This is a genomic window from Paenibacillus sp. VCA1 (genome assembly GCF_031583795.1).
Classification (GTDB): domain Bacteria; phylum Bacillota; class Bacilli; order Paenibacillales; family Paenibacillaceae; genus Paenibacillus_AQ; species Paenibacillus_AQ albilobatus.
The window spans coordinates 443,244-464,077 of the sequence record NZ_JAVLSX010000003.1; the positions used below are offsets into that span (position 1 = coordinate 443,244).

At 45.1% G+C, this 20,834-nt stretch carries 20 protein-coding genes and 1 riboswitch; of the genes, 9 read left to right on the top strand and 11 right to left on the bottom strand.

The features are described from left to right. Positions 1 to 23 precede the first annotated feature (23 nt). Positions 24 to 377 carry a winged helix-turn-helix transcriptional regulator gene (locus RJP21_RS08555; RefSeq protein WP_310858913.1) on the bottom strand — a complete coding sequence of 118 codons (354 nt, stop codon included), beginning with the start codon at positions 375 to 377 and terminating at the stop codon, positions 24 to 26. Positions 378 to 521: 144 nt separating this feature from the next. Here RJP21_RS08555 and RJP21_RS08560 point away from each other — a divergent pair, with 144 nt between their 5' ends. Further along, positions 522 to 875, top strand: coding sequence for a DoxX family protein (locus RJP21_RS08560; protein WP_310858914.1), 354 nt, complete (start codon positions 522 to 524; stop codon positions 873 to 875). Positions 876 to 1,037: 162 nt separating this feature from the next. On the opposite strand, the gene RJP21_RS08565 is transcribed toward RJP21_RS08560, so the two are convergent. From RJP21_RS08565 to RJP21_RS08575, 3 genes are all read right to left on the bottom strand, one after another. Then, positions 1,038 to 1,583 carry a 50S ribosomal protein L25 gene (locus RJP21_RS08565; RefSeq protein ID WP_310858915.1) on the bottom strand — a complete coding sequence of 182 codons (546 nt, stop codon included), beginning with the start codon at positions 1,581 to 1,583 and terminating at the stop codon, positions 1,038 to 1,040. Positions 1,584 to 1,827: 244 nt separating this feature from the next. Next, complete coding sequence (locus RJP21_RS08570; RefSeq protein WP_310858916.1) at positions 1,828 to 2,529, bottom strand: aspartate/glutamate racemase family protein; 702 nt, start codon at positions 2,527 to 2,529, stop codon at positions 1,828 to 1,830. A 138-nt stretch (positions 2,530 to 2,667) separates the two neighbouring features. Then, a complete protein-coding gene (locus RJP21_RS08575; protein WP_310858917.1) occupies positions 2,668 to 3,306 on the bottom strand; it encodes a nitroreductase family protein in 639 nt (212 codons plus the stop codon). Positions 3,307 to 3,425: 119 nt separating this feature from the next. On the opposite strand from RJP21_RS08575, the gene RJP21_RS08580 reads away from it, so the two are divergent. Beyond that, positions 3,426 to 3,785 carry a MerR family transcriptional regulator gene (locus tag RJP21_RS08580; RefSeq protein WP_310858918.1) on the top strand — a complete coding sequence of 120 codons (360 nt, stop codon included), beginning with the start codon at positions 3,426 to 3,428 and terminating at the stop codon, positions 3,783 to 3,785. A gap of 90 nt (positions 3,786 to 3,875) precedes the next feature. Here RJP21_RS08580 and RJP21_RS08585 read toward each other — a convergent pair whose 3' ends face one another. Further along, the gene (locus RJP21_RS08585) at positions 3,876 to 8,069 is read right to left on the bottom strand and encodes an Ig-like domain-containing protein (protein WP_310858919.1); all 4,194 of its coding nucleotides are present in this window, start codon (positions 8,067 to 8,069) and stop codon (positions 3,876 to 3,878) included. A 280-nt stretch (positions 8,070 to 8,349) separates the two neighbouring features. Beyond that, a riboswitch (cyclic di-GMP riboswitch) is annotated at positions 8,350 to 8,439 on the bottom strand. A 374-nt stretch (positions 8,440 to 8,813) separates the two neighbouring features. After that, positions 8,814 to 9,692, bottom strand: coding sequence for a helix-turn-helix transcriptional regulator (locus RJP21_RS08590; protein ID WP_310858920.1), 879 nt, complete (start codon positions 9,690 to 9,692; stop codon positions 8,814 to 8,816). A gap of 199 nt (positions 9,693 to 9,891) precedes the next feature. Here RJP21_RS08590 and RJP21_RS08595 point away from each other — a divergent pair, with 199 nt between their 5' ends. Genes RJP21_RS08595 through RJP21_RS08605 form a run of 3 tightly spaced genes read left to right on the top strand, consistent with a single transcriptional unit; the run spans position 9,892 to position 11,572 of the window. Beyond that, positions 9,892 to 10,461: an NADPH-dependent FMN reductase gene (locus RJP21_RS08595; protein ID WP_310858921.1), complete on the top strand. Its 570-nt coding sequence runs from the start codon at positions 9,892 to 9,894 to the stop codon at positions 10,459 to 10,461. Positions 10,462 to 10,484: 23 nt separating this feature from the next. After that, the gene (locus RJP21_RS08600; RefSeq protein ID WP_310858922.1) at positions 10,485 to 10,787 is read left to right on the top strand and encodes a Dabb family protein; all 303 of its coding nucleotides are present in this window, start codon (positions 10,485 to 10,487) and stop codon (positions 10,785 to 10,787) included. Positions 10,788 to 10,828: 41 nt separating this feature from the next. Continuing rightward, positions 10,829 to 11,572 (top strand): SDR family oxidoreductase, encoded by a 744-nt coding sequence (locus RJP21_RS08605; RefSeq protein WP_310858923.1) that lies wholly within the window; start codon positions 10,829 to 10,831, stop codon positions 11,570 to 11,572. A 282-nt stretch (positions 11,573 to 11,854) separates the two neighbouring features. Here the strand turns inward: RJP21_RS08605 and RJP21_RS08610 are convergent, their stop codons facing one another. Further along, positions 11,855 to 12,202 carry a winged helix-turn-helix transcriptional regulator gene (locus RJP21_RS08610; RefSeq protein ID WP_310858924.1) on the bottom strand — a complete coding sequence of 116 codons (348 nt, stop codon included), beginning with the start codon at positions 12,200 to 12,202 and terminating at the stop codon, positions 11,855 to 11,857. 220 nt (positions 12,203 to 12,422) lie between these two features. Between RJP21_RS08610 and RJP21_RS08615 the strand changes: the two genes are divergently transcribed. Both RJP21_RS08615 and RJP21_RS08620 read left to right on the top strand, forming a co-directional pair. After that, the gene (locus tag RJP21_RS08615) at positions 12,423 to 13,004 is read left to right on the top strand and encodes an NAD(P)H oxidoreductase (protein WP_310858925.1); all 582 of its coding nucleotides are present in this window, start codon (positions 12,423 to 12,425) and stop codon (positions 13,002 to 13,004) included. A 66-nt stretch (positions 13,005 to 13,070) separates the two neighbouring features. Further along, positions 13,071 to 14,090: an NADP-dependent oxidoreductase gene (locus RJP21_RS08620; RefSeq protein WP_310858926.1), complete on the top strand. Its 1,020-nt coding sequence runs from the start codon at positions 13,071 to 13,073 to the stop codon at positions 14,088 to 14,090. 219 nt (positions 14,091 to 14,309) lie between these two features. Here RJP21_RS08620 and RJP21_RS08625 read toward each other — a convergent pair whose 3' ends face one another. From RJP21_RS08625 to RJP21_RS08635, 3 genes are all read right to left on the bottom strand, one after another. Beyond that, positions 14,310 to 15,269, bottom strand: coding sequence for a hypothetical protein (locus RJP21_RS08625; protein WP_310858927.1), 960 nt, complete (start codon positions 15,267 to 15,269; stop codon positions 14,310 to 14,312). Then, positions 15,266 to 15,823: an RNA polymerase sigma factor gene (locus RJP21_RS08630; RefSeq protein WP_310858928.1), complete on the bottom strand. Its 558-nt coding sequence runs from the start codon at positions 15,821 to 15,823 to the stop codon at positions 15,266 to 15,268. Before RJP21_RS08630 ends, RJP21_RS08625 begins: the two co-directional genes overlap by 4 nt. Before the next feature lie 465 nt (positions 15,824 to 16,288). After that, positions 16,289 to 17,260, bottom strand: coding sequence for a helix-turn-helix transcriptional regulator (locus RJP21_RS08635; protein ID WP_310858929.1), 972 nt, complete (start codon positions 17,258 to 17,260; stop codon positions 16,289 to 16,291). 126 nt (positions 17,261 to 17,386) lie between these two features. Between RJP21_RS08635 and RJP21_RS08640 the strand changes: the two genes are divergently transcribed. Next, a complete protein-coding gene (locus RJP21_RS08640; RefSeq protein ID WP_310858930.1) occupies positions 17,387 to 18,280 on the top strand; it encodes an alpha/beta hydrolase in 894 nt (297 codons plus the stop codon). Positions 18,281 to 18,547: 267 nt separating this feature from the next. Here RJP21_RS08640 and RJP21_RS08645 read toward each other — a convergent pair whose 3' ends face one another. Then, on the bottom strand, positions 18,548 to 19,567 hold the full coding sequence (locus tag RJP21_RS08645) for a DUF3231 family protein (protein WP_310858931.1): 1,020 nt from the start codon (positions 19,565 to 19,567) through the stop codon (positions 18,548 to 18,550). A 365-nt stretch (positions 19,568 to 19,932) separates the two neighbouring features. Here RJP21_RS08645 and RJP21_RS08650 point away from each other — a divergent pair, with 365 nt between their 5' ends. Then, positions 19,933 to 20,751, top strand: coding sequence for a helix-turn-helix transcriptional regulator (locus RJP21_RS08650; protein WP_310858932.1), 819 nt, complete (start codon positions 19,933 to 19,935; stop codon positions 20,749 to 20,751). Positions 20,752 to 20,834: the final 83 nt, after the last annotated feature.

Below are 20,834 nucleotides of genomic sequence, written 5' to 3' on the forward strand. Positions count from 1 at the left end.
TTCTCCGTTAATTATGACGCGGTTCACTTAGATGTATCCCCTGGACGATCTGCTCCGTAAAGCATATTCATGTGCTCGATATGTGCCGCTCCCCAATCGTTTAATGCCTGTAATACCACACTTAAACCTTTACCGTAATCCGAAATCGAATATTCTACTTTCGGAGGGATTTGGTTATAAACCTCGCGATGTACAATATCGTTATACTCAAGTTCCCTTAATTGTTGGGTGAGCATCTTTTTGTTTATATTCGGTATCGCTTTTTGAAGCTCGCTGAACCTCATTGTACCGTTTGAAATCAGCTGAAGCAGAATGACGGGCTTCCACTTCCCCACTAAAATATCCAGTGCCGATTCGAATTTGCAATACTCTTTCATTGAACCCCCCACTTCCCTTTTGCTTTGCAAGGTAACTTTTTGTTTACTATGTTTAGATAAAGTGCCTACTTCCGAAGTCGAATACCATGATCTATTATACCTTCAGAGGATATCGAAAAAGCAATCAGGAGGTTGGCACCGTTCATGAATTTTGTAATATGGATCATTCAAGGGCTTGTAGCCTTAGGTTTTGTCTACTCGGGGTGGCTGAAGGCATTTCAATATGAAAAAGCCAAAAAGTCATGGGGTTGGGTAAAAGATGTTTCCAAAGGATTCGTCGTTTTTATCGGGTTAGCCGAATTGGTCGGGGCATTGGGAGTTATTCTGCCTCAAGCGTTGGATATTGCGCCTGTATTAACGCCCATTGCCGCAACCGGACTTGCCGTCGTCGTTCTTTTGGGCGCCTTATTCCATATTAAACGCAAGGAGTACCGGGATATCGGCGTGAACATTGTCTTCTTCGCATTAGCTGTATTTGTTGCCATCTGTCGTTTTTAAGCCGATATGATATCTATGTGATGTTAGAGACATCCGCTATAAAGGTCCCTGTAAATGAAAATGAGTCCGGTATAAATTACCGGGCTCATTTCAAATAAACTGCTCAATACATATGGTGTCTGGCTGTTTAGGATACTTTACAACGGAACAGCCTTTAGATCATTAAGGCTTCGACACGGATACGAGAAGCTCGTTATCCCCAGAGATGACTGTCACTTCAGGCGGTAGGGTTAGGTCTTTCACGAAGCATGTATCCCCGATGTCCATCGCGCTGATGTCCAGCTCAACGGAAGTTGGCAGGTCTTTCGGCAAAGCCTCTACTTCAACATACGGATCCTGGATTTGCACAACTCCGCCCGACTTCGTTCCGATTGGAGTACCTACGAATTTCACCCCGAGCTTCGTACGAATGACCCCACCCGTCTGAACGAGCTGAAAGTCGACGTGCACAAGCGCGCGGGTTACCGGGTTCCGCTGAAGATCCTCCAGCAGCACCGTCATTGATCGGCCACCCTCCATCTGCAGCTCAATAAAGCCGGACGCCCCTTGCTTTAGCCATTTTTCAAATTGTTTAGTGGAAATATGAATGGGTTCATTATCTGCGTTTTTACCGAACACAACCCCCGGCAAACGCCCCTCTTGACGTAAATTGCGTAGTCCTGAAGAATTTAATCGCGGACGTCTTTCTGTATGAATACATGCAGCCATGCTCTACCTCTCCTTTACATGAGTGATCTTAGCGCCTTAACAGCAGCCGTCGAACCTCCCCTGAACGGGGATCAATAGAGAAACATAGCATCCGGACCTCCATCCTTTCAGATCGATAGCCATACATTAAATGTAAAAAACCCGCAAATACAGACGAAGGCACCCCACTCCGAGGAGTGGAATGCCTATGGGTTTTATCCACTATATCATAGATTGGTTAGTATTTCCAGAGCAGCTTTCATTTTTACTCCTCGTCACCTAACGCAAAATCAACAGCAGCCTCGGCATGAAGCCGTGTCGTATCATAAATCGGGATATTACAGTCTTCCTGTGAGATGAGCAGCGTGATTTCCGTACATCCGAGAATAACGGCTTCCGCCCCATTACGGATAAGACTGTCAATGATGTCGAGATATCTTTTCTTTGAATGTTCATTTATAATTCCCAGACAAAGCTCGTGATAAATGATATCGTGAACGACCGCCCGATCTGCTTCATCCGGAACAACGACCTCAAGTCCGAATTGATTGATAAGTCTGCCTTTGTAAAATTCCTGCTCCATCGTAAAGGCGGTCCCTAACAAACCCACCTTCTTTATTTTATCGCTCACAATTTTATTGGCTGTTGCATCTGCAATATGAAGTAAAGGAATCGATACCGAATTCATCACTTCGGGCGCCATCTTGTGCATCGTATTCGTGCATATGACGATGACATCGGCCCCGCCTGCTTCAAGCTTTTGTGCCGATTCAATCATGACCTTCGCAGCCTCCGCCCATTTCCCTTGATGCTGCAGATCTTTGACTTCTTGAAAATCCACGGAATACATCAGACTTTTTGCCGAGTGGTGTCCACCTTTCCTTTCTTTTACCCGTTCATTGATGATTTGGTAATAGAGCATGGATGATTCCCAACTCATGCCGCCTATAAGTCCTATTGTTTTCACTGCCTACTCACACCCATCCTTTTTATCTTATTTTGGCATAAGTATTCCGGGTTTGCATTAAGATGGATCAGAACTTGCAGTTACTTGTGATAGGGTTCAACTTAACAGGACTATCGGCGAAAAGCACACCTTAAATGTTCATTTCCAAAATGTAATTTTGTCAGAACCTAATCGGACCGACTCATATCCTTCTTCTTTGGCTTTTCCTATTGAAATAATCATGACTGGAGCATAGCGTTCTTCATCTAAATCAAATGCTCTAGCTAACCGATCAACTTCAAAGCCACCCATTGGATTCGTATCATAGCCATGTGCGCGAGCTACTAACATGAACTGCATGGCGAAGAGGCTGCTATCGACTTTTGCAACTTCAATTTTCAATTCTTTTGATAAAGCCGGATACATCGATAGAATGGTTTCGAGTTGACGATCCCGTACTTCAGCCGGCATTTTCCCTTGTTCCACAGCCATATTGTAAATTTCTTCAGCATAGAAGTAACTTTGAGTATCCCCAAAAATTAATAACATGGCTGATGAAGTGTCATTTTGCAACGTGTTGAAGCGCACAAGCGGTCTTAGTTTTTCTTTTCCTTCCGGAGTATCAACCACAACGACACGCCAAGGCTGCATATTTGCAGAGGATGGAGCCAAACTGGCTTCCGAAATCATTTCGCTCATCTCTTCTTTCGATATTTTAACGTTCTCATCATACTTTCGGACAGAACGCCGTCCCTTAACTATATTGGCGAAATCGTTATTTTGAATATTGTTAAACATAGAATCTTCTCCTTTGGATAACGTGAGATTTTTTTTGACATTGTATATGTCGTTCGTTATCATAAACGTATTATGAACTGTGAACCTAGGTTCATAGCAAGAAATAAAGAGGTCATCTGATGAAAATAAATGATGTTTCCAAACGAACGGGTCTGCCCATATCAACATTGAGATTCTATGAACGAAAAAAATTAATCCCGGACGGATTCGTTAAAAGAGATGAAAATAATTATCGTATCTATTCTGAAGAGATTGTTGAGTTTTTAGAGGATGTGAAGGCACTTTTATCCGCGGACCTTTCTATAGAAGAATTAAGTTTGCTTGTCAATCAACAACTCAACTTATCATACGAAGAAAAGAAGAACATTGTTGGACAAAAAATCAATCAAATTGACGATATCCAGAAGCGATTGGAAAAGTCGAAGAAATTTTTGAGTGCAGTCTTGGAAGGAAAAGCGAATTTTCAAACAAAGTGTTAAGGACTATTACCTAATCTATCTGTTATGGCTTTCCCAAAGTAAAAAACCATTGACGGCCCAGTACCGTCAATGGTTTTTTTAAATATTTCCTTACTTATCGATCAGATGGGTCACTTTCAGCATTCTTGCGATCAATGCGGTTACCTCGGCACGCGTCATTTCCGCTTTCGGGCTCAGAAGTTCAGGTCCGTTGCCTTGGATAATTCCCGAAGTGATCAGCTGGGCAACATCTGCTTTAGCCCAAGAAGCTACTGTTGCCCCATCCGCATATGGTGCCAATGCAGAAGCGATCTGCTCCTGACTCGGTACGTTTTCGGATTGAATCAAGCGGTACGCGCGGGCAATCATCGCGAAACCTTGCTCTCTCGTGATTTGCTGACCGCCTTTGAAGTTGCCGTCCTCATATCCGCGAACAATATCAAATTCATCCGCGAGCGCTACAGCATTCCGGTACCATGCCGTCGACGGTACGTCAGGGTAGATGTTTTGCGGTGCGTCCTGACGCATCAGACCCAGACCCAATACGACGATTTCAGCGAATTCGGAGCGTGTCACATATCGGTTTGGCGAGAACGTGTTGTCGCCGTTGCCTTTCAGGTCGAGTCTCGCGGCAATATTATTCACGTCAGCTCTGCCCCAATGATACTGCACATCGTCGAAATCCTGCGGATTCCAGATAACCGAATAGGTTCCGCTGCTGCGCAGATCATTGATGAGTGCGAAGTAACGGTTATCGATCTTCGTTACGACCGTCGGCACATGGAATACGCTGCCGTCCGGGTTCACAATAACGCCTGTCGTGATGCGGTTCGGGTCGACGCCTTCCGGAAGCGCGATGTATTTCGGCGCATAACCATTCAATAGTCCCGCTCTATCTGTTTTCCCGTCATGGTTAAAGGTCAAATCGAGGTCGACTGGATGCACAAGTAGTTCATAACCGCCTTGAGCTGCCTTCTCGCGGGCAACCTTAGCCAGATCGTCCGCAGAACGTTTGATCTTGATGTTAACGGCAATATCGCTGAGCGGCGCGTTGCCAAACTGTTTGCTAATGGCGTTCACATCGAGCTTCCCTGCAGGAACCGGATAAATCGCCAGCACATCTTCAATTTCCAGGCTGGAGCCGGTATCGGTGATCTTTTTCAAGCCTTCAAGCGTCAATCCTCGAACTTCAACATCGCCCTTACCCGGTACGCTGATGCCGAGTTTATGTCCTTTACCGTCCGCCAGAATGCCGGACAGCTTGTCCTTATCGATCGTAACCGTCGCCTGGTCTCCATTTACCGTACCCGAAGCAAACGATACATTCGAACCGTTATCGGTTGTTACGATGTTCCCTGGTTTCACAGGGTTGTCCGTCGTCGGTGGAGTCGGTGAAGTTGGTGTATTGTCTGTTCCGGAGTTGTCGTTACCGGAAGCTCTTGTTACGGTCACAGAATACGTTTTTCCCTTACCATTTTGATCCGTAACTTTAATTGTAATGACGTTTGGACCAACATTCAGGGCCAGATAGTCGCTAAGCTCACCGGTAGTTACCGTTTTCCATTCGCCGTTATTTACTTGAATCTGAATGGTCGCGTTCGGATCCTGCGCTGTTGGCGTCAATTGCAGTTGATTAACGCTATTCGCTACGCTCATCGTGTAGGATTCCTGATTCGGATCGAAAACCGGAAACAGGTGCCCTACAGATGGAACTAACGATTCCAGCTTGTTGTTGGCTGGTACAGCACTTTCGCGAACGATGACATAGGTATATTCGTTGATCAACTCACCGGCTTTGTCATAAACGCCGACTTTGATCTCGTTCTTACCTTCGATAAGCGGTAGCTTATTCCAATCGTCGGAAAGATACTCCTTACCTTCCACGAACACTCTCACCTGAGTATCGTCTGGATATTTCGCCACTGGATTCAGGCTGATGCCGTATACGTCATTCGTTACGGTTCCGCTATAGTTTTTGTATTGGTTTGGATCGAATGCTGGGGTTAACGTAATCTCCTTCTCGCCGTCTTGGGTAAGGCCAACATGATTCAATTCACCCAGTTCCCCGCCCAGTTTCACAAGATCCTTCTCTGCTTGCTCCAGAGCAGTCAACGCCTGATCCACTTCTTCTTGCGTCGCTGTCGGATCGTTCAGTACGCGTTCCGCTTCATCAAGAGCACGCTTTAAGTTGTCCCAGCTTGCTTGGGTGTAGTCGGAGTCGGTCAATTCGCCGGCAATAATCTTGCCGTCGATCTCATTCGCTTTCTTTTCTAGGGCGGACTTGTCAACCGCTTCTATGGTAATGTCTTTGCGTACTGGCATCGATGTTTTAGTATCTTTGGTCGCGGTTACTTCAACATTGTAAATGCCATTCGGCAAATCCATATCCGGCTTTACGCTCCAGTTGCCATTCGCATCTGCGATAGTTGTGAGCGTAATATTGTCATTGATCTTAACCATAACCGTTGCTCCCGGTGTTGCTGTACCCGCAAACTCCGGCTTTCCAGTGAACACTGTGTCGCCATTCGGCTGTTCTAGCGTTACCGTCGGTGCCGTTGTGTCTACTTCTATTGTTTTCGATACTGGCGCTGATGTTTTAGTGTCTTTGGTCGCGGTTACTTCAACATTGTAAGTGCCATTCGGCAAATCCGTATCCGGCTTTACGCTCCAGTTGCCATTCGCGTCTGCGGTAGTTGTAAGCGTAATATTGTCATTAACTTTAACCGTAACCGTCGCTCCCGGTGTCGCTGTACCCGCAAACTCCGGCTTTCCAGTAAACACTTTTTCTCCGGACGGTTGATCCATCGCCACCGCTGGCGCTAATGTGTCTACTTCTACGGTCTTCGATACTGGCGTCGATGTTTTACCGTCTTTGGTTGCCGTAATTTCAACATTGTAAGTGTCGTCAGGCAAATCCGTGTCCGGCTTTACGCTCCAGTTGCCATTCGCATCTGCAATAGTTGTGAGGGTAATATTGTCATTAATCTTAACCTTAACCGTTGCTCCCGGTGTCGCTGTACCCGCAAACTCCGGCTTTCCAGTGAACACTTTATCTCCGGACGGCTGTTCAAGCGCTACCGCCGGTGGCGTTGTGTCTACTTCTAAGGTCTTCAATACTGGCGCTGATGTTCTATCGTAATTGGTAGCTGTGATTTCAATATTGTATATATCATTTGGCAAATCCGTATCCGGCTTTACACTCCAGTTGCCATTGGCATCTGCGGTTGCCGTGAGCGTAATATTATCATCAATTTTAACCTTAACTGTTGCTCCCGGTGTCGCTGTACCCGCAAACTCCGGCTTTCCAATGAACACTTTATCTCCGGATGGTTGATCCAGCGTTACCGTTGGCAACGATTGCCACAACAGAGCATTACCCACGCCATAAACTGCAAAAAGAGGATAGTTATCAGCAATCAGATTTTCCAGCCCCGCCAAGTCGCCTGCTATTGCTTGTCCAAACTTACTACCTGCAGTCATACGATTTTGTGCGGTAATACCTGCTTTTCCGGTAAATGCGCCCTTTAGGGTAAGAAACGTATTGCCTTGCAGATTAACGTTTCGATCCTTTTGTTGGCCTGATTCTACTATTGTATTCCCAGTTATGCTTGCATCGCCGGAAAGATTGAACGTCCCTGCTTGCAGATCTACTCCACCGCCGATATTATCAGTAATCAGACCACCGGTCATAGTGAAAGTACCGCCACCAATCAAAACCGTACCTGAACTCGCATACGAATTACCTCTAATTTCCCCACCAGTCATTTCTACAACTGCAGTAGAACTCATGAGATAGACTGCACTTCCAGGAAACTTCGAGTAATTATTTTGTAAAACAGCACCTTCTGTAATGAACAGTTTTCCCGACCTATCGACATTCACTATTCTTCCCCAGGAAGGATCGGAATTACCGTCAATTATAATATTTTTCAAAGTTAGCCCGCCCGCTGTGAGATTAATTAGTGTGTCCTTTTGGGCACCAGTTGGGGTCCCACGTTTAATTACAGCAGGATTTACGACACCATCAGCCGTGGTGATCGTAATATTCTTTGCCTGATTAATTTCAAGGAATGAATTATTCTGTGCGGATAATGTGATATTGTCCAAGAGAAATATCGTTCCTCCGTCATTTATCTCTAAATAGGCCTTGCTCAATGTGGCATACGGAAACTTTTTAGTTCCATCCCCAGTGGTGTCATTGCCGCCACTGGCTACATAAACTTCCGAAGAAGCGGCATAACTGATCGGAGTCCCTAAGCTTGCCCCTATACCCGTGAAGACAAGAGAAAAAATCAGGAACATCATCCCTATTTTCCGTAAACTAATGTTATTGCTTAGCAAATAGATCATTCCTTTCTTGTGTGAAGTTATTTTAATGCACTCTTTTAGCTACCCTTGTCCACCTCTTTTGTTACTTTTTTAAAAAATGCTATGTCAGGATCACACGAGCTGCAGAAGTCAATTGGCACAAAAACGATAAGAATTACGGCCAGTCCTTACAGCAACGGGCTCCTTCAATAGAATAACTAAGAAAATAAAAACTCCATCCAATAGCAAGCGCCAGTAGACGGAGTTTCCCGTCGTATTCGGCAGCTGGCTGGCATAGGCACTTAGCTTCCTTTAGCCCCTTTAGCTTTGCGTCCCCGATTTTCAAGCGGGTTTGCTCTTTTCGTACGAGTGTATATATGTAAAATTTGCAGTAAAACTTCCTATTTGTTAGCCTTCCTCAAAATTATAGGCTAGTCAACTAGCCTCGATTTTGTTGAATTGTATCTCATGATGTCTGTTTTAGTACTTTAGTAGCTACTTTTGACATTATATGTGGCAATTCTGAATATTTTCTGAATAAACCTGCTGTTGTCAGAATAAAACCAAAAGAGTCTGTCCCTAAAGTAGTTTTGCTCACTTGAAGAGAAAGCTAGCTTGATGAAAGTGAAAAAAGAAATGGCGGTGCTAGGTGGTTATGCCTGCACCGCCATTTCTGGCTTTTGGTCAAAAGGCATCCTCTGCAGGGTGCCTTGATTCATACCTAACAAAAGATGCCTCATACTAAACTCTTTGAGAAGATTCTAGCGACTCTGACTGCCGGCCCCGATAATCAATTAACAGCTGCTGCATTTTTTCCACCGTCCCGTCTTGATGGGGAACATGAATGGAAACGGTCAAATTTGTATCGTTCAAATGCTGAAATGAAACAAAATCAAAATTCAAAATCCCGAGATTCGGACACTGCAGCGCTTTGGGAGCATCGATGGCATCGAGAATCTCATGGGAGTCCCAAAATTCCCGAAACTCGCTGCTGGCTTGACACAACGCCTCGAATTGACCAGACCACCAGGGGTCGTCAACGTGCCGCGCATACCCCGCATGGAAATTTGCGGCGACCCGCCGCGCATGCAATTCCCATTGGTCTCCCTTGAGGTAGCGAAAACGGGGCGAAGTAAACGTCATCCAGACAAAATTCCGCTCCCTTTCAGACATAGCCGCGAGATCCCCGTTCAACGCGCAATAGGCCTCATTCCAAGCAATAATGTTCATACGTGCATCCATCACATTTGACGGGGACAAATTTTGGCTATCCAAAAAACGTTGAAGCTCAGGTGTTACCTTAGAGGTTGGATTCGTTTCGACTAAGGGGATCTGCTTACGTGCAAGATAATACAGATGCCTGCGTTCCGATTCATCGAGCCGAAGCACTTCTGCTATTCGATCAAGAACCTCGGCGGATACGTTGATATGACGCCCTTGTTCCAAGTAGGTATACCAATCCAGTCCCACGTCTGCCAACAGAGCGACCTCGCTGCGGCGCAGCCCGGGTGTCCGTCTGCGTCCGGTTTCCGGCAATCCCGCTTGCTTAGGGGTCATTCGTTCCCGGCGTGAGCGTAAAAAACGGGACAATTCCTCATAACGGTCCAATCTGTACGCCATGATCTCCATGCCTCCTATCCATTGATGAACGTAGGATTCCCGATCCTACGATAACCAGATCTCTTCCTAGCCTCGTTAGGTGCATATACACTAGTCTATGTTCTCCTTAGGGAGAATAGCAAGTATGGATGAGACCGTGATGATCGGCTAAAGCCTGTTCATATCCATCCATTCTAACCAATATGATGAGGTGATGAAAATGAAAGTAGCTGCCATTGTCGGGAGCATTCGCAAAGAATCCTTTAACTTGAAGTTAGCCTATTATATTCAAAACCGTTATAAGCATCTTTTTCAATTGGATGTATTGAATATTCGGGATCTGCCTTTTTACGATCAGGATACGGAGTCCGCTCCGCCGCAGCCGGTTATCGATTTTAAAGGCAAAGTCGCTGCTGCCGACGCCGTTTTATGGGTCACTCCCGAGTATAATTCAACCATTCCCGGCGTCATGGCGAATGCGATTGACTGGTTATCCCGCGTTGATCGAGTCATGATCGGGAAGCCCTCATGGATTGTAGGGTCTTCCATGGGATTGTTGGGATCGGTAAAAGCGCAGGGTCATCTGCGCGACATTCTCTTTGCATCCGGCATTTCCTCGCCGCTGTTACCGGGAAATGAGGTGTACATCGGCCTTGTTCATGAGAAGTTTAATGAGATGGGCGTGCTGACGGATGAAGCTACCATAAAGCACCTTGATCTCGTAGCCGAAAACTTCGTGAAATGGATGAAGGAAATTTCCCTATTGCAGCAGTTCCAAAGTCAAAAATAATCAGCAACCTTGGAGGGAGAAAAATGTTTGAGCATATTGTGTTTTTGAAGTTTAAGCCCGATGTTTCCAATACGGAAAAAGAAAATGCGGTAAAACGCGCGCAAGACTTTAAAGGGAACATTCCAGGGATCATCGATCTTAGCGCCGGGATTAACGTTACGGAGGAAATAGAGCATATGCAAGGTTTTACGCTGGGGATCCGAGTTACTTTTGAGGATCAACAGGCTTGCCGGGAATATATTCAGCACCCCCTGCATCAAGCTTTATTGCAATCCATCGGCCCATTTGTTGAAGGAATCGTCGTTATGGATTACCCGGTTGCTTAACGTCACTCTTATAAATATTTTCAGAAAGGAAAATCATTGCAATGGAAAAGAAGCTTGCCGGTAAAGTTGCCTTGATCACCGGTGCGTCCAGAGGGATCGGCAAGACGATAGCCGAACATTTGGCACATCATGGCGCAAAGGTGGTCATCAATTTTGCGAACCGTGCAGATCAGGCGGCAGAGGTTGTTCGGAACATTCAAAAAAACGGCGGAGAAGCGACAGCGGTTCAGGCCGATATCAGCCGCTTGAGCGAGCTGGAGAAACTCTATCACGAAACACTTGAAACGTTCGGAAAGCTTGATATTGTGGTGAATAACGCGGGAATCATCATTACAAAACCTATTGGCGATGTAACGGAAGCGGATTACGACCAGCTGTTCGCGATTAATGTCAAAGGGACCTATTTTTCATGCCAGCTTGCCGCCAAGCATCTGAATCCGGGCGGCCGCATCATCAATTTCTCCACTTCGGTGGCGGGTCAAATGTTCCCGGCTTACAGTCTGTATGCCGGCTCCAAAGGAGCCGTCGAACAATTTACGCGTCAATTGGCCAAAGAGCTTGGAAAGAAAAATATTACGATTAATGCTGTAGCACCCGGCCCTATTCATACCGAGCTTTTCACGGTCGGCAAAACGCCCGAGCAAATCCAGGGGCTTGCCAACATGAACGCATTCGGACGTCTCGGGGAAACCGAAGACATTGCAGGTGTGATCCTCTTTCTTGCGAGCGAAGAATCGCAGTGGGTTACGGGTCAAACACTCCGCGTTAACGGCGGTTTTATTTAGCTTCTAGAAAGAACGTTTCCTCCCGATTCCTCACTGTGTATAATCCAATTCACCGCGCTGTCTGTAACGGCAACTATCAGGACCATCCTTTCGCAGGATGGTCTTTCTTTTTTAGAACTCACCCGCGAAATGGTGCTTGAGGTGTAAGGACTCCCGTCCATTCTGGCGGGAGTTTATTTTGTTGGACCTGGGGGACCTTCCGACAAACTTGCCGTTACTTATCGTACGGTTCACCGTTTCTTACCTAAACACCATGTTCCATTAGACCGAAGTCATTCCTAATCAACGGAGTGGTTGGGATGGTTCACGTCCTTGGATATATTGCTCGCCCCAATCGTTTAATTGGTCCAATATCGATTTTAGCGATTTTCCTAACTCGCTCATTTCATAGACAACTTTCGGCGGTACTTGGTTGTATACCGTTCGAATGATGATATTGTCTTCCTTCAACTCCCGGAGCTGCTGCGTTAACATTTTTTGTGTAATTTCCGGTATTTCCTTCTTTAATTCACTTGTTCTCATGGGTCCACAGTTTAAATGACACAGAATCAATAATTTCCACTTCCCCCCTATAATGTCCAACGTTGCTTCTGCGGGGATGTTATAAGCCCGAACGGATTGTTTCTCCACGGAATTGCCTACCTCCTGTACAAGATAGTCAAGATTTATGCCAAGGTACTTTTCGGTGCCTATATAACTTTTTTGTATAAATGATACAAAAAAGTGCGTACTTTTCAACATTCATTATATGTTACATAATCCATTCATACCAGCATTACGACATCCTCTCGTCTCTCGATCAACATGTCTCTAAACGAAATGAACCAAAAGTTCATGGAAAGGAGAAAAAATGAAAGTATTGACAGTTGTATCACACCCAAGAGTTCATTCCTTGACTTTTTCTGTTGCAGCCCAATTTACGCAAGGCCTGATGGATGCTGGCCACGAAACGGAGGTGTTGGATCTGCATCGCAGCGGATTTAATCCTGTGTTGTGGGAAGCAGACGAACCGGACTGGACAGCAGAACATAAAACATATTCACCTGAAGTAGAGAAGGAAATGGAGCGAATGAAAAAGCATGAGGCGCTCGCTTATATTTTCCCAGTTTGGTGGTATAGCTTGCCGGCCATGCTAAAGGGCTATATCGACCGCGTATGGAACAATGGTTTTGCATACGGTTCCAATAAGCTGCATCATAAACGGATATTATGGCTTGGTCTCGCAGGCGCTCCACTCGAGCACTTTGAGAAAAGACAGTATGACAAGATGATTCAGCACCAACTGAACATAGGAATGGCTAGTTATGCAGGAATCCCGAATTCAAAGGTTGAGATATTGTATGACACCTTGGATTCGAGGCCGGAAATTCATGAAAAGCTGCTGAAACAAGCTTATCATCTCGGTTTGCATTTTGACAGCAATCCAAAGTAATCATCGAACAATTCACAATTTTTCGAATCCAGGCCTTGCGAACAACGATAAAAAAGGAGAATGATGATGAACACTCAAAATCAACAAATTATTCTAATGAACCGTCCAGAAGGTATTCCAACAGAAGATGCATTTGGACTTCGAAATATTCCTATCAATAAACCCGAAAGAGATCAGGTGCTTATAAAAACCCTCTACTTGTCTGTAGATCCATACATGAGAGGGCGAATGAATGCTGGAAAGTCTTATATTGAACCATTTGCTTTACATGAACCTATTACGGGTTCCATGATTGGTGAAGTGATTGAATCCAACTCAGCGGAATTGAACGTTGGGGATAAGGTACAGGGCTTCCTACCTTGGCAACTTTACAACACGGTTGACTCAAAAACCGTTAGTAAGATCAATAACACCAATGTTTCCTTGTCCGCTTATTTGAGCGTACTAGGAATAACGGGATTAACGGCCTATTTTGGACTGCTTGATGTGGGTCAACCGAAAAAAGGAGAAACCGTTGTTGTCTCAAGTGCTGCAGGTGCGGTCGGCTCTGTCGTCGGTCAAATCGCAAAAATCAAAGGGGCCAGAGTTGTAGGCATTGCAGGCACGGATGAGAAAATTGCATATTTGGAAAATGAACTTGGCTTTGATAAAGCCATTAACTACAACACTACAGATGATTTACAAAAAGCTCTTGAAGAAGCTTGTCCGAATGGAGTGGACGTCTATTTTGATAATGTTGGCGGTAAAATTTCTGATGCAGTGCTCAGTTTGCTTAATAATTTTGCGCGTGTACCATTATGCGGCTCAATTTCATCCTATAATGCTGAGAATGAAGCGTTTGGACCAAGTATTCAGCCGAAATTGCTAAAGACACGTTCTCTAATGAAAGGTTTCCTCATCACGGATTATGAAGAGCGTTTTGGTGAAGGGCTTCAGCATCTAGCCGAGTGGCTATTTGAAGGGAAACTGAAATACGAAGAAACCATTGTAGAAGGCTTTGAAAATGCACCGAAAGCTTTTCTCGATTTATTTGCAGGGAAAAATGTAGGGAAACAGCTTGTAAAGGTCAGTGATCCATCTAAGTAAAGAAAATGAGATATTGTAAGACGAATAATATGGTTCACCGCGCTGTCTACGACTGCAGGTTTTCACTCAAAAGCCCCGGCTACCGGGGCTGCAAATACCTTCCTATTATTGCATCCATGAGAAATTAGGGAATTCAACACCGAGGAAAAAAAAAGAAGAGTCCATATAAATCTGGCCTCTTATCAGTTCGCCCCAATTACCATTGGCGCTTCCTTACAATCATCTTTTAACTTGGTTAAGCTCGGTCACTTCAATATCCTTTTTACTGAATTCATAGGCTACTGTAACATTCTTGATGATCTCCGTATCCTGATAGGCAAGGGAGCCCTCAAACTCCAACGTATCATTGTCCTTCCACTCTATGTTATTTGCAAAACTATAATTTTCATGATCAGGACGGATCCATGTATCTAAACGGTTTTGCGCACCAAATTTGACTCTTGCCGATTCAACTAATTCCGGGCTGACTCTACCTTTTTCAACATTTACAATTTCAATGAATTCGCTTTTATTCGAACAGGTGACGACAGCGACCAGCTTTCGATCCGGCGAAGGGATAAGTTCTTTAATGTACATGGATGGTTCTGAAAAACTTAGATACACTTTAAGGACGTTGTCTTTTATTCTCCATAATACATTTTGGCTCCCGTAATCCGAATAATGGTTAAACAACGTAAATATCATACTGCCGTCTGACAATTTATATATATAGGGGCTTTGATAACTTCTCGAAAGAACATCGACGGCGAAGGCAGCCGCATCAGCGATTTTTTGATTGTCATTTGCTGCAAACGGCTTCAGCTCGTTTAACGCTTTTATTCTTAATTTGGGATCATTAAAGCATTCTACCAGCCTATTAATCGCAATATACACATGCTCGTCATTGTCGCTTTTTAGAGCTCGCAGAAATTTTTCCGCATCGTACTCCTCAGCAGGCTCTAACTTCATGTCTTCCGCCGTTAAATATCGAATGTACAGCTCTTTACTTTGATGTTTATAATATTCAGTGGCTAATAAAACCGTGGAGGTAGAACTATATAAAACAAGGAATGCAACCAAGGCGGCAATCCACTTTTTCGAAAATCCTCTTTTTCCTTTCACTTTTTCATAGTTCCCGGCTGCCTCAATTAAATGATCATCAATGGATCCGATCTCCCTAAACAACTCTTCTCTTTTCACAGGTAACCCCCCTCTTTGTCCAGATAAGCTCTCAGTTTTTTTCTTGTTCTAAATAAAATGGACTTCACTTTACTACTGCTCATATTAAATCTCATGGCAAGGTCCTCGATGGAATCGGAGTACCAATACCTTCGAATAAATATATTTCTTGCACGTACTTCGGTGCCATATAAAAATTGACTAATCAAATTTGCCAGTTCACCCGCTTCATACTCTTTCTCTACAGTACGGGGGGAAGCCAAACATCCCTCCAATTCGGTCAGCATGACTTCAAATTCACGATTACGCTTTTTCGCTGTATTATAGCCATGTTTATCAAGCGCGATGTTGCGTGTAAGCCTCCCTAGAAATACAGGGAACTTCCTGGGCAGATGAGGCGGTATGGCGTCCCAGGCCGCTAAGTAGGTATCGTTCTCACATTCTTCAACATCGGAATAATTGGAAAGTATGTTCCTTGCAATCATTCTGCAGTATGCCCCGTATTTATTCTTAGTCTCCATGATGGCACGTTGTGAGCGTTGTAAGAATAAGTCGACTATTTCTTGATCCTCCATCCGGTCTTCTCCTCTTTTCCATCTTAACCCCTTTGATTATGTAGTAGAAATTTCGCTGAATGCGTTGCATTTCCAAAACAATAAAATTGAAAATTGTGATTCGATTAAACGTCACCGCGTCCGTTAGCCGTCCCTCACTATATAGGAATGGCCGCCGGTTACCAATAGCTAATCGATTCAAAATAAACCGTGCCATTCTTTGTGGAAAGACAGATTGTACTGGGTGTGATGATAAAATTTGGCTAAACGCAAGCACAATATATGAATAGCCCCTTTTCTTAAAGTCGAAAAGAGGCTGTAATACTTCCGGTCGAATTATGGATGCGATTGTAAAAATCACCGGCAACAACCCTGCCATAATTATTCTTACTCATTTTCACTGTAAATCCTTAACGATTAAAATTTATGCGGGGTGAAACCCCCATTACTTATGATACGGTTCAGCGCCAAATCGAAATCAGGAGACTAGTTTGGGACATTATACTCTTCGAGGGCACGGACCAACTTCCTTCTTACAGCTTCTCTTAATTCTTCCGGCTCGAGCACGACCGCTTCTGTGCCGAACGAAAAGAAATATTCAGCAAAGAATCGTATTTCTGAGGGGAAGATCCCCATCTCCAGTATGCCTGTGCCGTCATCGGAACTATGCACTTCTCCCCAAGGGAAAATCCAGCTCTTATCGTGGAATAACTCAATCCCTTTTGCCGTTAGTTTCACTTTGACATCTACGCTTTCTTGTTTGCTGTAGAAATGAAGTCCCCAGTTCGTTAAATCCACCTCTGAAACATCCACTGTAGACGATAACGCTTCAGAATCCGCCAAAACGGCTGACTCTATCCGATCTACCCGGAATAATCGGAAGGCTTTTCGCAAATAACAGTAAGCTGGGCAAAACCAATATCCCTCATGGGCATATATACCGATGGGCTGAATCGTTCTTTCGTTGGTCTCATCCTTTCGAGTTCCATAATGGATTGTTACGGGCAACTTTTGAATGGACGCTTGGAGCAATATCTCAAGGTAGCCAGCCCGTTCCGGGCGCGTATGCGTAAAGAAGTCAATTCGGTGTCGCATCTCGTCGATCTGAATTTTCACATCATCCGATAAATACCTGTAAAATTTTCGACGTGCGGATTCTGCAGATGCCTCGAAGGGCAGCGAACTGAAGTGTCGAAGAGCATGGGAAGCAAAAAATATGGAGAAGGCCTCATTCTCCGTAAATGAAATCGGTGGAAGGGTGCGCTCCGTAAGTACCTGGTATCCGCCTCCTGCACCAACTTGAGAGTATAAAGGCACCCCCATTCCGCTCAGTTCCTGCAAATCGCGCAGCATAGTCCGGGTAGACACGCCAAATTCTTCAGCAAGCTCTTTGACGGTGAATTTCCGCTTCCGATTGACTGTCATCATCAATTCAATCAGTCGCTTCGATTTTCCCATTTATATTCACCCCCAAAAATATAGTGACAAGTTCTGTCACATTTATATTATACACTATAAACAAGCCGGATCGCTTGAAGAGATTACGGTAGAAATCGAATTAAAAAAGGAAAAGGAGAACATCTTATGTCTAGAGAACAACGTAAAATTCTGGATAAAATGCTGCGGAGTCCCAAGCCCGGCAAGCCGCAAACCGTCGAGGAGATGCGCGCGAACTTCGCTGCCATGATGGCAACGATGAAAGTACCTGCGGGCGTGCGAACCACGCCGACGACCCTCGGTAATCGACCCGGTGTGAGCGTTGAACCCGCACAGGATACCCGCCCAGGAATCATTCTCTATTTCCATGGCGGCTCATATATTATGGGTTCCCCCTACACGGCCATGTCCCTTACCGCGAACCTGGTCGACAGGACCCGTATCCGATCCGTCTCACTCGATTATCGCCTGGCTCCGGAACATCCGTTCCCTGCGGCTCTAGAGGATGCTCTCGCAGCCTACCGTGAGCTTCTGGACAACGGAGCCCAGGCGGCGACTATTGCGTTTGCTGGCGACTCTGCCGGTGGCGGTATTGCTGTCTCGACTTGCCTGATGGCACGGGACGCAGGTCTGCCGATGCCAGCAGCGGTAGTGGCGTTCTCGCCGGGGCTCGATAAGACGCACTCCGGAGCAAGTATGGACAGCAAAACGGGGATCGATCCGTTCTTCACCCGTGAGGGCTTTGCAATGACGGACGAGATGTACCTCGCTGGGCAGGATCCGAATCATGAACTCGTGAGCCCAGCCAGGTTCGCCGATCTTAGCGGATTCCCGCCGATCCTGCTGCAGGTCGGAACCAACGAGCTGCTCCTTGACGACTCCACGCAGTTGGCCGACCGTGCACGGGCAGCAGGCGTGGATGTCATCCTTGACGTTACCGCCGACGTCCCGCATGTTTTCCAGGCGTTCACAGGAATTCTCGATGAAGCCGATCAAGCCCTGGACCGTGCTGCGCTCTTTATCACACAGCATCTCAGATGAGCATTGGCTCGATAGTACAATCCTAACGAATACGAGAGTTGAAAATGAATAATAGGAGAGCCCTCTGAACATGAAGGCTCTCCTATTTATAGTTATAACTATCGTTCTTCGTTTGTTCAGTGAGAAAATGCGCTCACGGCAAGCAAATCCCAAGACATATAGAAATTCAAACTGCTCACCCTATAAAATATCGCACCGAAGATGGCAACTCCGAATGCCCCTCCCAATTGCCGGGCCACTTGCTACCCGATGAGCGTGAGTTGAAACCTACTCGAGCAGTTTTTTTCGATTGGTCGTAAGAGGCGGTTGTTCGATCCATTTCTGTTTCACCATAACATCAAATATATCTTTTCCGTACGACATCACCTGAGCAATGATTTTGGTGTAGTGACCAGTGAGATCATCTCTCATCGAGAGAGCGAGAGCATGTGAAATCAAGATGATGTCCACGGAGTTCAATACATTGATCATCGAAAAGATCAGCTTATCCGAAAATGGAGAAACCGTCGAATCCGTAACTTCCATGCTTACCGGTACCGTTCCGAGCAAATCCTCCTGCATTAACAAGTTGTTAAAAAGCTCGATTTGTTGTTCGCTAATTTTTTTGCCTCTAATAATTAAATCCTTTAATTTCTTATCTTCTATTACCTGTGCAAATCCCAGCAAGATAATAACCGAGAAGTAGTTTCGCTCAATATTGAAAAATATTTCAGATAATTCAATCGCATTGAGCGGTCGCTTCCCACCAAAGATCCCGTCCAGGAAGGAGGTTTTCTCGATGTACTCAATTTTGTGGGGGTAGTTCATTTTCGGCGGGCGATCATAAATTCCCTTCTCCAACATCATTCGCACCGCTTTCCCGAACATCTCGGTTGAAGTATGTATGCATTCGTTGAAAAAATCCAACACATCCAGTCGAACGTTATTGGTGGCGGTAAAAGCGAAATTAATCATACCTAAACGATTCATCATGTAGATAAAGCTAAGGGTAAACGTATCGTGAAAAAGCGCGGGAGCCGCTAAATTCACGTCACCTTCTGAAAGCCCTGCGGGAACCGGAAAATTTTCCGAAACAAAAAAACTTTTGATCTTTTCTAGTCGCCCTTTCGAGACGTTCAATGCTTCTTGGGCCAGAGGAAGAATTTGCCCGTCTTGAAGATGATGCAGCAAGTAGGTGAGGAAACAAACAGTCAGGCTTTCTTGAATATATACACCCCAAAGTCCCCCGATTTCCGTGCAGCTTAATTCGATATTTGTTGGTTTTACTTGAGGTTTCTGAAATGACATGTAAGTCCCTCCTTGAGCTCCTCATTTTAGGATTAGTTTGTTAATTTGTTTCCTTTTTATTCACCGAGATCGGCATGATTGCCGATAAGGAACCTGCTGCGCGACTTGGATTATTTGGGGGCTGTAAAACAAAGAAGTAAATGCAGCTTGTTTCATGAGCACGAAATCCTTGCCGCATAAACAACCTACCTGTTAAGAAATTTGCCGTTACTTATGGTATGGTTCAGCGTATCATAAGCGGCGCGAAAGTTAATAGCCAAGTGAAATGTTAACGATTATGTTAAAATTGCTATTGTAATCTAAAGCGATTCTTCTGTTATCGAATGAATGGCTCAAATACCAAATATTCAGGTGGTGACCGATCTATGACTGTTACTAGCAGCAAAGCAAAAGCGATGGGGGTGTTTCTCAAATCACGCCGAGAACGACTATCGCCGGAGAATGCGGGCCTGAAGTTTACAAACGGGCAACGGAAAACGCCTGGACTGCGGCGCGAGGAAGTTGCTGTACTAGCAGGCGTAAGCGTCACCTACTATACATGGCTGGAACAAGGACGGGATTTGACCCCTTCCAGAGATGTGATCGACAGCATCGCCAAAGCGCTCCGCTTATCCCCTGCAGAAAAAAGTCATTTATACCAGTTATGGAACCCTCATGCAGCCGAGACGCCTCTTGCAGCCCCAACTGACGTGGATCCGCAGATGCAGAAGATTATCGATCAGCTCGCGTATCCCTCTCATATCACCAATGAGAGGACCGAAGTGCTCGCTTGGAACAAGGCAGCCCAGGAGACGTTCTTCGACTTTGCCTCCATTCCTGTCCAGGAGCGTTATTTTATCCGTTTGTTGTTCGAAGATACGGAAATGCGACGTCGCATTGTGAATATAGAAGAATTCTCGAGGTATTCGGTAGGCGTATTCCGAACTTACTACGATCAACACCGGGATGATCCTTGGTTTGAGAAGACAGTAGAGCATCTTATTCAGAGCAGCTCCGAATTCAAACGAATGTGGAAACAGTACGATGTTCAACTCAAAAAAGTAAAACGGGTCACTATACAGTCCCCCGTTGTCCATCAATCTGTCCATTATGATATTCAGTCATTAGTCAATCTAACGGATCGACCGGATATCCACATTTGCATTTACTCACCCGTTACAGATGATTCAACTGCAGACTGTTAATTTTTTTACTAGTAAAAACGTTGTGTGGTTGCCTCGGGTAAGAATCAATTAGGATAGACCTATGCTAAATTGATCCTAAACCA